This is a genomic window from Qipengyuania sp. B-5, assembly GCF_056857815.1.
Genome location: NZ_JBSXNU010000054.1, coordinates 1 through 14,559 on the forward strand (window position 1 = coordinate 1; position 14,559 = coordinate 14,559).

At 62.8% G+C, this 14,559-nt stretch carries 13 protein-coding genes; 11 read left to right on the forward strand and 2 right to left on the reverse strand.

Features of this window, described 5'->3' with window-relative positions:
* The coding region (locus AC13CE_RS13625) for an OmpA family protein (RefSeq protein ID WP_482971165.1) at nt 1-184 on the forward strand (184 nt) is incomplete at its 5' end.
* A gap of 67 nt (nt 185-251) precedes the next feature.
* Here the strand turns inward: AC13CE_RS13625 and AC13CE_RS13630 are convergent.
* Nucleotides 252-1,346 carry an isoaspartyl peptidase/L-asparaginase family protein gene (locus AC13CE_RS13630; protein WP_482972689.1) on the reverse strand — a complete coding sequence of 365 codons (1,095 nt, stop codon included), beginning with the start codon at nt 1,344-1,346 and terminating at the stop codon, nt 252-254.
* A gap of 112 nt (nt 1,347-1,458) precedes the next feature.
* Here AC13CE_RS13630 and AC13CE_RS13635 point away from each other — a divergent pair, with 112 nt between their 5' ends.
* From AC13CE_RS13635 to AC13CE_RS13670, 8 genes are all read left to right on the forward strand, one after another.
* Nucleotides 1,459-2,709: a mechanosensitive ion channel gene (locus tag AC13CE_RS13635; RefSeq protein ID WP_482972690.1), complete on the forward strand. Its 1,251-nt coding sequence runs from the start codon at nt 1,459-1,461 to the stop codon at nt 2,707-2,709.
* 113 nt (nt 2,710-2,822) lie between these two features.
* Complete coding sequence (locus AC13CE_RS13640) at nt 2,823-3,785, forward strand: SDR family NAD(P)-dependent oxidoreductase (protein WP_482972691.1); 963 nt, start codon at nt 2,823-2,825, stop codon at nt 3,783-3,785.
* A gap of 107 nt (nt 3,786-3,892) precedes the next feature.
* Nucleotides 3,893-4,285 carry a hypothetical protein gene (locus tag AC13CE_RS13645; protein ID WP_482972692.1) on the forward strand — a complete coding sequence of 131 codons (393 nt, stop codon included), beginning with the start codon at nt 3,893-3,895 and terminating at the stop codon, nt 4,283-4,285.
* A gap of 39 nt (nt 4,286-4,324) precedes the next feature.
* Nucleotides 4,325-5,671, forward strand: a complete 1,347-nt coding sequence (locus AC13CE_RS13650; RefSeq protein ID WP_482972693.1) for a DUF885 domain-containing protein — start codon at nt 4,325-4,327, stop codon at nt 5,669-5,671.
* An 85-nt stretch (nt 5,672-5,756) separates the two neighbouring features.
* The gene (gene ispG, locus AC13CE_RS13655) at nt 5,757-6,899 is read left to right on the forward strand and encodes a flavodoxin-dependent (E)-4-hydroxy-3-methylbut-2-enyl-diphosphate synthase (protein WP_482972694.1); all 1,143 of its coding nucleotides are present in this window, start codon (nt 5,757-5,759) and stop codon (nt 6,897-6,899) included.
* 33 nt (nt 6,900-6,932) lie between these two features.
* Nucleotides 6,933-7,841 (forward strand): histone deacetylase family protein, encoded by a 909-nt coding sequence (locus tag AC13CE_RS13660; protein WP_482972695.1) that lies wholly within the window; start codon nt 6,933-6,935, stop codon nt 7,839-7,841.
* Between the two features lie 7 nt (nt 7,842-7,848).
* Complete coding sequence (locus AC13CE_RS13665) at nt 7,849-8,556, forward strand: murein L,D-transpeptidase catalytic domain-containing protein (protein WP_482972696.1); 708 nt, start codon at nt 7,849-7,851, stop codon at nt 8,554-8,556.
* A 139-nt stretch (nt 8,557-8,695) separates the two neighbouring features.
* A complete protein-coding gene (locus tag AC13CE_RS13670; RefSeq protein WP_482972697.1) occupies nt 8,696-9,040 on the forward strand; it encodes a hypothetical protein in 345 nt (114 codons plus the stop codon).
* Here AC13CE_RS13670 and AC13CE_RS13675 read toward each other — a convergent pair.
* Nucleotides 9,033-10,439: a L,D-transpeptidase family protein gene (locus tag AC13CE_RS13675; RefSeq protein ID WP_482972698.1), complete on the reverse strand. Its 1,407-nt coding sequence runs from the start codon at nt 10,437-10,439 to the stop codon at nt 9,033-9,035. The genes AC13CE_RS13670 and AC13CE_RS13675 overlap by 8 nt on opposite strands.
* Before the next feature lie 147 nt (nt 10,440-10,586).
* Between AC13CE_RS13675 and AC13CE_RS13680 the strand changes: the two genes are divergently transcribed.
* Together AC13CE_RS13680 and acnA are read left to right on the forward strand one after the other, a co-directional pair.
* Nucleotides 10,587-11,474, forward strand: a complete 888-nt coding sequence (locus tag AC13CE_RS13680) for a DMT family transporter (protein WP_473821351.1) — start codon at nt 10,587-10,589, stop codon at nt 11,472-11,474.
* A 396-nt stretch (nt 11,475-11,870) separates the two neighbouring features.
* On the forward strand, nt 11,871-14,546 hold the full coding sequence (acnA, locus tag AC13CE_RS13685; RefSeq protein ID WP_482972699.1) for an aconitate hydratase AcnA: 2,676 nt from the start codon (nt 11,871-11,873) through the stop codon (nt 14,544-14,546).
* The last annotated feature ends 13 nt before the right edge of the window (nt 14,547-14,559 follow it).

Consider the following 14,559-nt stretch of genomic DNA (forward strand, 5'->3'; position numbering starts at 1 on the left):
GGGCCTCGCCGAACGTCGTAACGCTTCGGTCCGCGACTACCTCACCGCTCGCGGTGTCCCCGGTGGCCGCATCAGCAGCGAAGCCTTCGGTGAAACGCAGCTCCGCGTTCCGACCGCCGACGGCGTCCGCGAACTCCAGAATCGCCGGGTGGAAGTCACCTACGGTCCGGGTTCGGGCATGTAATCCACTCGAAAGAGTAGAAACACCGAGAAGGGGCCGGAGCAATCCGGCCCCTTTTTTGCTGTGAGGTTTATTCGTCGCCGTAGATCGCGACTTCGTTCACGCCCCCGCTGGTCGCGCGGCCACGATACATGCCGGATGTGTTGAAGCTGAAGAGTGCGTGTCCTTCGGGCGTGACGAGAATGATCCCACCATCGCCGCCGAGGCCTTTAACCTCCGCCATCACTTCGTCTGCAACGGATTGCGCGGCCATTTCGGGGATCTGCACGTTGGCATCCAAAGCAATTGATTCCGGATCGCTGGTCTTGGCGACATAGCTCTGGGCTGCTTGGCGCACTGCTTCGCGGTTGTGTCTCAAGGTCGTGCAAATCTCATGCGCCACACCCACGCGAATGAAATATTCACCCCAGCCGGTTGCCGAGACTGCGCAGCTGCGATCGTCGGCATAGGTGCCCGCGCCGATCACCGGCGCATCCCCGATGCGGTTCCAGCGCTTGCCGGTCATCCCTCCGGTCGAGGTGCCCGCAGCGAGGTTGCCGTTCCGGTCCAGCGCCACCGCGCCAACCGTACCGAACTTGGCATCGACATCGAGCGCAGAAAGCTCGCGCGCCTTCATCCGTTCGAGCGCTTCGCGGCGGAAATCGGTGCCGAACCAATCGGCCGGAACCAGTTCGAGATCGTGTTCGGCGGCAAAAGTCTCCGCCCCCTTGCCCGCCAGCATCACATGCGGGCTGTCGGTCATCACCTTGCGGGCGAGCGAAATGGGATGGCGGATATTGGTGACGCCCGCCACCGCGCCTGCATCGCGATCGCGCCCGTCCATGATCGAGGCGTCGAGTTCGTGCCCACCTTCCCAGGTGAACACCGCGCCGCGCCCGGCATTGAACCGGGGATCGTCCTCCAGCAGCAGGATCACCGCCTCGACTGCATCCAGAGCCTCGCCGCCCTCCGCCAGCACTTTCGCCCCAGCATCGAGCGCCGCCTGCAAGGAGGCGCGATAGGCGGCGTCTTCTTCTGCGCTCATGTTCTCACGCGCGATGGTTCCGGCCCCGCCATGAATGGCAAGCGACCATCCCCCTTCAGCTTCCTGCGCCGAAACGGCGGGGGCGATGCAGGTAAGCGCAAGGGCGAAACCGGCGGCGATCTGGGTCAAAAATCCTCTCATTCCGCCGGGATAGCACGCCTACTTATCCACTCAATAGCCGAGACCATTTTGGAATTCGCGCCAATGGTGATAGCTCTCGCCGGTACGGAAACCCATAGGGGAGAGAGGTTTCATGCGTATCAGTAATTATCGCTTCGACGAACACGTCGCGATGCAGGTGATCGAGAAGATCGGTCTCGCACTCGTCGTCCTACTCATCACATGGGCTGCGGCAAAAGCCGCGAAATGGGCCTTCGCCAAGCTCGTCGACAATATTTCCTTCTTCCAGCGCGGAACCGGTACCGGCACGTCGCTGGGCGAATCGCTGGGCAAGATCGTCAGCCTGCTGATCTGGCTTTTCGGCCTGCTGGTGATCCTGACCGTACTCGGTCTCGGCTCTGTCGCGGGTCCGGTGGACAGCCTGCTGGAGAATGTCGTCGAATACATTCCGCGCATCGTGGCTGCCGGGCTGATATTCTTCATCGGCATGATGGTGGCGCGGATCGTCCGTGACATCGTGCAGACCGTTCTGCAAACCGTCGATTTCGACAAATGGGCGAATCGCGGCGGTGTCGACAGCGTTACGGGCAACACCGCAATCAGCCGGACCATCGCCACCATCGTCTATGCGATCATCGTCATCTTCGTCGCGATCATGGCGCTCGATGTTCTGGATATCGAAAGCATCTCGGGCCCTGCATCGGATATGCTGCGGATGATCTTTGCTGCGATCCCGAACATCATCGGGGCGGCAATCCTGCTCGGCATCGGCTATCTGATCAGCCGCTTTGTGGTTCAGATACTCAAGGAAGTGCTGCCGGGCCTCGGCGTCGACCGGGCACTGGCGGAAAGCGGAATGATGGCCGAAGGCGCCCGCGCCTCCAGCATCATCGCACGCGTGGTACAGGTGGCAATCATCCTGTTCTTCGCCATTGCGGCCACCCGCCTGCTGGGCTTTCCGGAACTGACCCGCATTCTGGACCAGGTGCTCGAGCTTGGCGGCAGGGTCATCTTCGGTGCGGTGGTGATCGCTTTCGGCTTCTTCATCGCCAACCTGCTCGCCCGCCTGATCGACGATGATGGACAGAACACGACCGCAGCGACGATCGTGCGCTGGGCAACGATCATCCTGTTCGTCTTCATGGGCCTGCAGTTCACCGGCATCGGTGGAATGATCCCGGCCAATGCACTGACGATCCTGATTGCAGGCGTGGCCGTGGCGGGTGCTCTGGCCTTCGGTCTCGGCGGTCGCGACTGGGCGGCGCGCAAGCTCGAAGAGATGGATAGCGACCTTGGGGGAGGTTCTGCTTCTTCGGCGCCGAAGCCCAAGCGGAGCAAGGCATCCGCTCCGAAAAGCGACGATCCGCTGCCCCCCGGCGCGTGATTGCAAGGTGACGTAACCCCAGGGAGAGAGGGGTTGACTGGGACGCGGGATTAAGTTCTCGCGCCCCATTTGTTTGTGCTACGTCCCCGCCGGTATCCGGGAGTATCTGATCTATGAGTGAGTTCGGCTTTTCGAGCACCGCGGACGAAGTTCTGGCGGACAGGGATCTGGGCGGGCGCACCGCTCTTGTAACCGGCGGCTATTCCGGCCTCGGGCGTGAAACCGCGCGCGCCATGGCCGCGAAAGGCGCGCACATTATCCTGTCGGGCCGCGATCCGACCAAGCTTGGCGCCGCCGCCGATTCCATTGCCGAGGAAACCGGGGCATCGATCGATACTCTGGTATGCGACCTCGCTTCGCTGAAAAGCATCCGCGAAGCGGCCGAACGCGCATTGACGCGCTTCGAAAATATCGACCTCCTGATCAACAATGCCGGGGTCATGGCCTGCGACGAGGCGAAGACCGCCGACGGGTTCGAAATGCAGTTCGGCACCAACCATCTGGGCCATTTCCTGCTGACGAACCTGCTGATGCCATTGATCGAGAAGGGGGACCGGCCGCGCATCGTCAATTTGTCGAGCCGCGGCCACCATATCGCCCCGGTAGATTTCGACGATCCGAATTTCGAAAACCGCTCCTATGACAAATGGATCAGCTACGGGCAGTCGAAGACGGCCAATGTGCTGTTTGCCGTGGGGCTTGAACAGCAGCTCTCCGACAGGGGCATTCACGCCTATGCGCTGCATCCGGGCGGCATCCACACCAATCTCGGCCGGCATATGAGCGAAGAGGACATGCAAAGCCTGATCGAGCGTATCCGCAAGGCGGCGGAGGAGCGGGGCGAAAAGCCGCAGCCGTTCAAGACCATCCCGCAAGGCGCGGCCACGACCTGCTGGGTCGCCACAGCCGAAGAACTCGAAGGCACCGGCGGCCTCTATTGCGAGGATTGCCATGTCGCGAGCGAGGATAACGAGGATACATCGGGCGGCGTGCGCAGCTATGCCGTGGACCGTGCAAACGCCGAACGCCTGTGGGCATTGAGCGAGGAAATGGTGGGTCAGGAATTCGCCTATTGAGCGCAGCGCTCGTCCAGTTGCCGCGGCGCTTCGTCGGTTCGCGTATTGATATCCTGCGCGGCCTGCCGCAGGCCAGATTTCATAATCGAACGGAGGGGAGAATACCCATGAAGACTTTCGCAGCCGCCATCGCGCTCGCCACTGCCGCCTCATGGCCCGCGGTCCCCTTGTTCGCGCAGGAGGCCGAAGCTCCGGCCACGCCGGACTGGATCGAGACGAGCAACGCCTACACCCAGAAGCTGATCGACTTCGAGGCGGGCTTCTATCCCGAAGGCGCCAGCCAGGCGGGATACGAACAATATGACGGCCTGACCTTCGACCTCTCCGCCGACAGCACCGAGCGCTATGTGGCCGGCGCACGCGAATTGCGCGCCGAGTTCGCCGCGGCGATGGCGACCGAGACGAACCCCTTTGTTAAACAGGACCTTGCGATCCTGATCGACAGTCTCGACCGGTCGATTCTGTCCTCCGAGCTGAACGAGCGCATGATGCTCGAATAGGCGGAACTGCCGCAGAGCATCTTCTATTCGATCGGTGCGGTGCTGTCGGACCAGACGGCGGAGCACCGCCGCGCATCTGCCGTCCAGTTGCTGCGCCGCTACACCGGGGTTGCCGACGGGTTCGAACCCTATACCGAGCTTGCCAAGGCGCGGTTCGAGGAAAGACGGGGCGACGGCAAGATCGGCCCCTACCGCGTCGAAGTGCAGGAATCGATGGGCAAGATCCCGACCTTTGCCGCCGGTATCCGCGAACTGTTCGAGAAATACGACATCGACGGCGCGGACGAAGCGCTGGATGCGATGGACGCGCAGTTCGCCGATTATGGCGAATGGACGCAGGAGGTCGTGCTGCCCGCGGCGCGCGACGAGGCACGGCTGCCCGAAGAACTCTATGCGCTCAACCTGCGCAATGTCGGCATCGACATGGACCCGCGCGAGGCCATGAGCCGGGCCCGCCGCGGCTTCTATGAAATCCGCGCGCAGATGGAAGCGCTCGCCCCGCAGATCGCGGAGAAGAACGGCTGGGAAGAAACCGACATGGCCTCGGTCATGGCGCGCCTCAAGCAGCAGACCATCCCGAACGACGAGATCGAGGAATTCTACCGCGGCGTAAATCGCGAACTGGAAGCGAAGATCCGCGCAAACGACATCGTCTCGCTGCCCGATACCGAGCTGCAGATGCGTGTCGCATCGCAGGCCGAAAGCGCTGCCCAGCCTGCCCCGCACATGCGCCCGCCCCGCCTGATCGGGAACACGGGCGAACAGGGCACCTTCGTCCTGACCGTGGGCAATCCCACCGCCAGCGCGGACGACGTCTATGACGATTTCAACCACCCCGCGGCCAGCTGGACGTTGAGCGCGCACGAGGCCCGCCCGGGCCACGAGATGCAGTTCGCCGCGCTGGTCGAACAGGGCGTGTCGCTCGCGCGGATGCTCTACGCCTTCAACAGCGTGAACGTTGAAGGCTGGGCGCTGTACGCCGAGGCGGAAATGCTCCCGCACGAACCGATCGAAGGGCAGTTCATCGCCCAGCAGTTCCGCCTGCTGCGTGCCGCGCGCGCCTTCCTCGATCCGGCGCTCAACCTCGGGCTGATGACCCGCGAAGAGGCCGAGCGCGTGCTGCGCGAGGACGCCCTGTTCTCACCCGGCATGACCAAACAGGAGCTGGACCGTTACCAGTTCCGCATGCCCGGACAGGCGGGTTCGTATTACTACGGCTATCGCAAGCTGATCGACCTGCGCGTAGAAACCGAACTGGCGCTGGGCGAGGACTTCAACGAGAAGGCCTTCAACGACTTCCTGCTGAGCCAGGGGATCATCCCGCTCGAACTGATCGCCAAGGCCGTGCGCGAGGAATTCATTCCTTCGCAGCGCAGCGGCGGCTGACGCCTGCGACTGCGGCTACACTTCATGCCGCAAGTCGCACTGCCTGTCATTGCCCCTTCATCATTGGGCCTCTATATCGCAGGACATGTCCTCGATACGTCCCTGGCGCACCATAGAGCGCCGTCAGTCCCGCCAGATCATGGTCGGCAATGTCCCCGTGGGGGGCGATGCGCCGATCAGCGTGCAGACCATGACGAACACCCCGACCGAGGACGTGGGAGCGACGATCGACCAGATCCGCCGGTGCGAGGATGTGGGTGCGGACATCATTCGCGTATCCTGCCCGACAGAGGAATCGACGGCGCGCTTCGACGAGATTACGCGCGCCGCCAACGTCCCGATCGTTGCGGACATCCATTTCCACTACAAGCGGGCTCTAGAAGCGGCGGACAAGGGCGCGGCCTGCCTGCGGATCAACCCGGGCAATATCGGCTCGTCCGAGCGGGTCGCCGAAGTCGTGCGTGCGGCGAAAGCCAATGGCTGCGCGATCCGTATCGGGGTGAACGCAGGCAGCCTCGAGAAGGACCTGCTGGAAAAATACGGCGAGCCCTGCCCCGAGGCGCTGATCGAAAGCGCGCTCGATCATATCAAGCTGCTGCAGGATCACGACTTCCACGAATACAAGGTGGCGGTGAAGGCCAGCGACGTGTTTCTGGCCGTCGCCGCCTATCACGGACTCGCGGACGCGGTCGATTGCCCGCTGCATCTCGGCATTACCGAGGCAGGCGGACTGATCGGCGGCACGGTCAAGAGTTCGATCGGCATCGGCAGCCTGCTGTGGGCCGGCATCGGCGACACGATCCGCGTCAGCCTTTCGGCGGAGCCCGAACAGGAAGTGAAGGTCGGCTTCGAAATGCTGAAGGCGCTGGGCCTGCGCACGCGCGGGGTCCGCGTGGTGTCCTGTCCCAGCTGCTCGCGTCAGGGCTTCGACGTGATCCGCACGGTCGAAGCGCTCGAAAAACGGCTCGAACACATCAAGACACCGATGAGCCTTTCGGTCCTCGGCTGCGTGGTCAACGGCCCCGGCGAAGCGCGCGAAACCGACATCGGGCTGACCGGTGGCGGTTCGGGCAAGCACATGGTCTATCTCTCCGGCGTGAAGAACCACCATATCGAGAGTGAGGACATGCTCGACCATATCGTGAAGCTGGTCGAGGAAAAGGCTGCCGCCATCGAGGCGGGAGAGGCAATCGCATTCGATCCGCATGCGCGGGAAGCCGCGGAATAAGCCCTGCTCCACGTCGTCCACCACGCCGATTACATGGCCCCCGCCCCGACGCGCGGGACCTTCCGGTTCGACAAGTATATGGCGGTGATGGTGGCCCTTCGCGAAAGCGGCTATCCGATCACCGAGCACGCCCCGCCGCCCATGCCGCGCCGCTGGCTGGAGGCAGTGCATTGTCCTGACTATGTCGAGGCGGTCTTCACCGCCAGCGTCCCGCGCGAGAAGGAACGGCGGATCGGTTTTCCGGTAACGCCACATATCGCGCAGCGCGTGGCGCACACGAATGGCGGGACCTGGCTCGCCGCCCAACTCGCCATGCGGCATGGCTATGCGGCCAATTCCGCCGCCGGGAGCCACCACGCCCTCTATGATACCGGGGCCGGATACTGCGTGTTCAACGATCTTGCCGTCTGCGCCAATCGCCTGATTGATGAAGGAGACGCGCAGCGCGTGCTGATCGTCGATTGCGACGTGCATCAGGGCGACGGCACGGCCAGCCTGACTGCGGGGCGTGACGACATCTTCACCCTCTCGCTCCACGCCGAAAAGAACTTTCCCGTGCGCAAGGCGCGCTCCAGCCTCGACGTGCCGCTTCCCGATGGCGTGGACGACGATGGCTATCTCGAAACGCTGGACCGGAACCTGCCCGGCGTCCTTGACGAGTTTTCTCCCGATCTCGTGCTCTTCCAGGCAGGAGTGGACGTGCATGGGAGAGACAAGCTTGGACGATTGGCCCTGACCGACGCGGGGATTGCGCGGCGGGACGCCTTAGTCATTGGCGCGATCCGGCAGCGGGGGCTGCCCGTGGCCAGCGCCCTGGGCGGAGGATATGGCGAAGATCCACGTGAAGTGGCGGACCGGCACGCGCTTTCCATGCTTACCTGTGCGCGAACCAATACGGAATTCGCTTGTTCAGCTTCCGATAGTATTCACCTTGCTATATAGTGACAGCATGAACCGCCGCGATCTTCTCAAGGGCACGCTTGCCGCGGGAGCCGCCACCAGCCTGGCGGGCCGCGCTTTTGCCCAGCCCAACCCCACCGCCAGCCGTGACAGCCAGCTTTTCGCCCTCGCCCGCGAGCAAATTGCACGCGTGGGTGACGGGATCTGGAAGAAAGATATCGTCGGCATCGCCGATTTCGCGCTGCACTCTTCGCAGCAGCGCTTCCATTTCGTCGATCTGGTGAACGAACGGGTCGAAAGCTACCACGTCAGCCACGGTACGGGCTCCGACAGCGAGCATGATGGCTGGCTCAAGCGCTATTCCAATATCGAAGGTAGCGAGGCGACCAGCCGGGGCGCCTATATGACGCGCAGCTGGTATACGGGCCGCTACGGCACATCGATCCGCCTCGATGGTCTCGATCCGACGAATTCCAATGCCCTGCCGCGTGCCATCGTGATGCATGAAGCGGAATACGCACGGCCGGAGCATGTCCAGCAATGGGGCCGACTTGGCCGGTCCAACGGCTGTTTTGCACTAGGCCCGGAGCAGTTCGACAATGTCCTGTTGAAGCTGAGCGGCGGCCGTCTGTTGTTTGCCGACAGCATCGGCCTGGCCGCAGACGGCAGCCGTCTGACGCCGCCGATCACGCAAACCGAACTTCTGCGCAACGAGTATGGCGGGACCTTCGAACGGACCAATCCGGGCGTTTTCTGACTGTCCGATGCAGCGGGGAAACAGGCTTCGTGAAATCGGCGACCTCTTATGGTCGGCAACGTTACATGGGCTTTTGGTCGGCGCCTTGTGTATCTCTGGCATTTCGGCTCTGGGAAATTTGGAGAGCGGATCTCCAGCAATGCCCGATTACCCAGTCGGATTGGTAGGCGCCTTCATCGTGTCCGCAGCAGTGGCCGGACTTGTAGTGCTTCTAGCCACCGCCCTGTTCGGAACGCCTGCCGCAGTCATGGTGGACCGATATCGCTTGGGTCGCTGGCAATCACTTGCAATCATACTGGCCTTCGCCGCCCTGCCGATCCTGCTGCTTTTCTGGTCGGCTAATGGTTTGGACGGCTTCAAATGGTCCGGTCTCGCAACCTGGCTATTTATTTGCGGAAGCTTTGCCTTGCCGAGCGCGATATCCCTTTGGCGCGGTCTTATGAGGAAGCGCCACGAGGACGCTTCCTCACCAAACATCAACTGATCTGCATGTCGTCGATTATCTCGACGGCTTCCTCGCTGGTTTCGCGGGCCCGGTCGGACACGCGCGGCGCGTCGAGCGCCTTCAGCACCGGTGCGTCGCGGTCGTAGATGTCCTTGAAGGTCTTCATCTCGCCGTTCACATCGGTCGCCATGGTAAAATAGGTGATATAGACCGGCCACTGCTTCTTCATCGGATAGCGGGTGTATTTGCCGCTCGTGGTAATTTCCGACACTTCCTGCTGGATCGCCGGAATATCCTCGCGGCTGGTGGCATTGCCCAGCATCGACATGGTCATCGCCAGTTCGCGTGCACCCTGCACACGGATGCAGCCGTGGCTCAGCGCGCGATTGTCCTGGTTGAACAGGTGGCGGCTGGGCGTGTCGTGCAGGAAGATCGCGTGCTCGTTAGGCATGTCGAGCTTCATCAGGCCGAGCGAGTTCTGCGGGCCGGGCTGCTGGACCACGGTGACCCAGCCATTGGCGCCCTTGGTCGCCTTGTACCCGGCACTGCGGGCCCAAGCCGGGTTGTTGAGGACCTTTGCCCCCAGACCTTCGCCCTTCACGATCGACTGGGGGACGGTCCATGTCGGATTGTAGATCACGGCCTCGACCATTTCGGCCAACTGCGGAGTCGCGGTGCGTCCCGGCTTGCCGACGACGGTGCGGTAGCTCTTGATGATCTTGCCGTTGACCGTCAGGCGCAGCATGTATTCCGGCACGTTGGTGACGAGATACTGCTTGCCCAGATCCTGCGGCAGCCAGCGCCAGCGGTCCATGTTCGCGCGGATCAGCTTGATGCGCGCAGGATCGGTCGTGGTGGCGAGTTCTTCGCGCAGCGCCGCATAATCGGGATGGACGGGATTGAGCGAAGCAAGCGTCCCGGTGATGTCGCCGCTGGCCAGCGCATCTTCGAGCAGCTTCCAGGTCGGCATGCGGTCGGCGTCCGGATCGACGACGAACCACTGGCGGCGTGAATCCATCGGCGTGCGCCCATCGCGCAGGTCTTCGACCATCCAGACGAAAATCTCGCTGGCCAGCCGGTTGAGTTGCTCGCCCTCGCCTGCGGCAATGGCTGCCTTCAACTCGGACGCGCGATAGTCCGACGGGTTGAGTCCTTCCGACTTCATGCCGGGAATGAAGGCCAATAGATCTTCGGCCTGGGCAATCGTCCATACTCCCTCGAGCGAGGGGATTTCCTGCACCACCTCGCCGCTCTGCATGCGGATATCGCCGAACGCTTCATCAACCGTCCGGCCCGTTCTCGGTTGGGCGGAAGGTGCCGTCTCTTGCGCCTCGGGCTGCGGCAGGATGCTTTCGGGCGCGGCGTCCTGCGCGCCTGCCGAAGTGGCAAGGATGGCCGCGGTGACCGCGGTGCCTGTGATAATCTTCAAACTTTTCATATTGGCCCACCAGAAATGCCGGGAACGGGAAAAGGTCCCGCTTAATCGGCGCTATCCACTATAAACTTTCCAACACAATCGGCGATCCCGGCTTACCCACTGCTGAACCGGGTGACGCATGCGCCGGAGCGCCCTATGGCAGGAAGAATGAGCGCCAGCGACCCTTCGATCAAGCCGATCCTGGCTGCCCTGGCAGGCATCGCGCTCTATTCCGCCATGGACGCGGTGATGAAGAGCGCCAGCATCGCGATCGGAGCCTATAGCGCCTATCTCCTGCGCTGCGCGATCGGGTTTGTCATCATCGCCCCCATCTGGTGGTGGCGGGGAGGCAAGCTGCCGGTCCGGGCAGTGTGGCGGGTTCATCTTGTCCGCGGAGTGGTGGTCGCCTTCATGGGCTGGACCTTCTTCGCCTCGCTCGTCCATCTCCCCCTGGCAGAAGCGATCGCAATCAGCTTCGTCGCGCCGCTGATCGCACTCTATCTTTCCGCCATCCTGCTCGGCGAACAGATCGAACGGCGCGCAGTGGTGGCCGCCCTGCTGGGCCTTGCCGGCGTTATCGTGATCGTCGGTGACCGCCTCGGACGCCAGACCATGACCGACGACGCGGCCAAAGGGCTGGCATTGATCGGCATTTCGGCGATTCTCTACGCCTGGAACCTAGTTCTCCAGCGGCAGCAGGCGCTGGTCGCCGGACCGGCAGAGGTCAGCACGTTCCAGAACGGCATCGTCACCTTGGTCCTGCTTGCAGGTGCGCCTTTCCTCCTCGAATGGCCCGAAACCCGCGCATGGCTGGAAATCGGCGCCGGCGCGCTACTGGCGGTAGGAGCCGCACTGTTCTTCGCCTGGGCCTATGCCCGCGCGCAGGCGCAGCAACTCGTTACGATAGAATATACCGGCTTCCTCTGGGCATCGCTCTTCGGCTGGCTCTATTTCGGGGAGGGCGTCAGCGGCACGACCATCATCGGCGCGCTGTTGATTGTCGCAGGGTGCTGGATTGCGACCCGCAGGCGGCGACCCGAGCAGACCGCGCTCTAGCGCTGGGCGCTGGCTATCGCGGGGCAGGCGCAGTTTCGCGGGCTGGAGCTTCTCAGCCCGCGAAGGTGAAGGCTGCGGTAAACATACCGGCCACACCGAGGGCAGCAGCGACAACAGCGAGACGAAGGGGTCGGTGCGACTTGTCCGTCGCGTCCAGCGGGCCACTCATGGTTCTTCTCCTCATCGGGCCGCGCGCTATCGCCATTATCGACCGTGCGCGCCATTTGCCCCAATTTTGCCTTAATAAGCGCTGAAGAGCCGCCCGGGTTCCCGCCGAAGCGTTCCGGAAGGCGGCGACCCTTGATTTTTTGCCCGCCACAGCGCACAGGCGCGGCACATTTGGCCGCCCTGCCCATTGGTGGTGTGACGGCTCCAGAAAGAAAGGATTTCTCCCGCATGACCCAGGTCGGCCAGGACACGCTCGGAACACGCTCCACCCTCACAGTCAACGGCAAGGAATATGCCTATTATTCCTTCGACAAGGCGGCCGAGAAAATCGGCGACGTTTCGAGACTTCCCTTCAGCCTGAAGGTCCTGCTGGAAAACATGCTGCGTTTCGAGGATGGCGGGTTCACCGTTTCCACCGACGATGCGCAAGCGATCGCCGACTGGCAGAAAAACCCCAAGACCGGCAAGGAAATCCAGTATCGCCCCGCGCGCGTGCTGCTGCAGGATTTCACCGGCGTGCCCTGCGTGGTCGACCTTGCCGCCATGCGCGATGCGATCAGCAAGCTCGGCGGGGATACCGCCAAGATCAACCCGCAGGTGCCGGTGAACCTGGTGATCGACCACTCGGTCATGGTCGACGAATTCGGCCACCCCAAGGCCTTCGAAAAGAACGTCGAGCTTGAATATGCCCGCAATGCCGAGCGCTACGACTTCCTCAAATGGGGTTCGAAGAGTTTCCGCAACTTCTCCGCTGTGCCTCCGGGCACCGGCATCTGCCACCAGGTGAACCTCGAATACATCGGCAAGGGTGTGTGGAGCAGCGAAGACGATAAAGGCCAGCTGATCGCCTATCCCGACACCTGCGTCGGCACCGACAGCCACACCACCATGATCAACGGCCTCGGCGTGCTGGGCTGGGGCGTCGGCGGGATCGAAGCCGAAGCCGCCATGCTTGGCCAACCGATCTCGATGCTGATCCCCGAAGTGGTCGGCTTCAAGCTGACCGGCGCTATGGCCGAAGGCGTCACCGCAACCGATCTCGTGCTGACCTGCGTGCAGATGCTGCGCGAAGTGGGCGTGGTGGGCCGCTTCGTCGAATTCTACGGCGAAGGCGTTGCCAATCTCACGCTTGCCGACCGTGCGACGATCGCCAACATGGCCCCCGAATACGGCGCGACCTGCGGCTTTTTCGGCATCGACGACAAGACGCTGGATTACATGCGCCTGACGGGCCGCGACGAGGAAACCATCGCGCTGGTCGAAGCCTATTCGAAAGAGCAGGGCATGTGGTTCACGCCGGAGAACCAACCGGTATTCACCAAGACGCTCGAACTCGACCTGTCGAAGGTCGTCCCCAGCCTCGCCGGACCCAAGCGCCCTCAGGACCGCGTCGCGCTGCCGCAGGTGGACGAGCTGTTCAACACCGATCTCAAATCGGTCTACAAAAAGGACGCGCCGGTCCGCGTCGCGGTCGAAGGCAAGGACCATGACGTCGGTGACGGCGACGTGGTGATTGCCGCAATCACCAGCTGCACAAACACCTCCAACCCGGACGTGCTGATCGCAGCGGGCCTCGTCGCCAAGAAGGCGCACGAGAAAGGCCTCAAGCCCAAGCCTTGGGTGAAGACCAGCCTTGCGCCCGGTTCGCAGGTCGTCACCGACTATCTCGTGAAATCGGGCCTGCAGGACGATCTCGATGCCATGGGCTTTGACCTCGTCGGCTATGGCTGCACCACCTGCATCGGCAATTCGGGCCCGCTTGCCCCGCCCATCAGCAAGGCGATCAACGGCAACGATATCGTCGCCGCCAGCGTACTTTCGGGCAACCGCAATTTCGAAGGCCGCGTATCGCCCGATGTGCGCGCCAACTTCCTCGCCTCGCCGCCGCTGGTGGTCGCCTATTCGATCCTCGGCACGGTGACGAAGGATATCACCGAAACGCCGCTGGGCCAGGACCAGGACGGCAAGGACGTGATGCTGGCCGATGTCTGGCCGACGAACGGCGAGATCGCACAGCACCGCGCTGCCAATATCGACCGCGAAATGTTCACCAGCCGCTATGCCGACGTCTACAAGGGCGACGAGCACTGGCAGGCAATCAAGGTCGAAGCCAGCGATACCTATCGCTGGAGCCCGACCAGCACCTATGTCGCCAGCCCGCCTTTCTTCGAAGGCATGAGCATGGAGCCCGCGCCGGTGACCGATATCACCGATGCGAAGCCGCTGGCCATCCTCGGCGATTCGACCACCACCGATCACATCAGCCCGGCCGGTTCGATCAAGGAAGACAGCCCGGCGGGTGAATATCTCAAGAGCCACCAGGTCTCGAAGGCGGACTTCAACTCCTACGGATCGCGCCGCGGCAACCACGAAGTGATGATGCGCGGCACCTTCGCCAATATCCGCATCAAGAACGAAATGGTCCCCGGCGTCGAAGGCGGCGAAACGCTCTACAAGGGCGAGCAGATGCCGATCTACGACGCAGCGATGAAGCACAAGGAAGACGGCACGCCGCTGGTCGTGATCGCGGGCAAGGAATACGGCACCGGCTCCAGCCGCGACTGGGCTGCCAAGGGCACGATCCTGCTCGGCGTGCGCGCAGTAATCGTCGAAAGCTTCGAGCGTATCCACCGCTCGAACCTGATCGGAATGGGCGTGCTGCCGCTGCAGTTCAAGGACGGCGAAACGCGCAAGAGCCTCGGCCTCGGCGCGAACGACACGTTCACGATTAAGGGCCTTGCGGACCTGACACCGGGCCAGGATGTAGAAGTCGAAGTCACGCATGAAGACGGCTCGAAGGCTACCTTCACTGCGCTCTGTCGCATCGATACGGCGAACGAGATGGAATATTACCGCAACGGCGGCATCCTCCACTACGTGCTGCGCAAGCTCGCGGCAGCGTAAGCTGGAAGGGCGG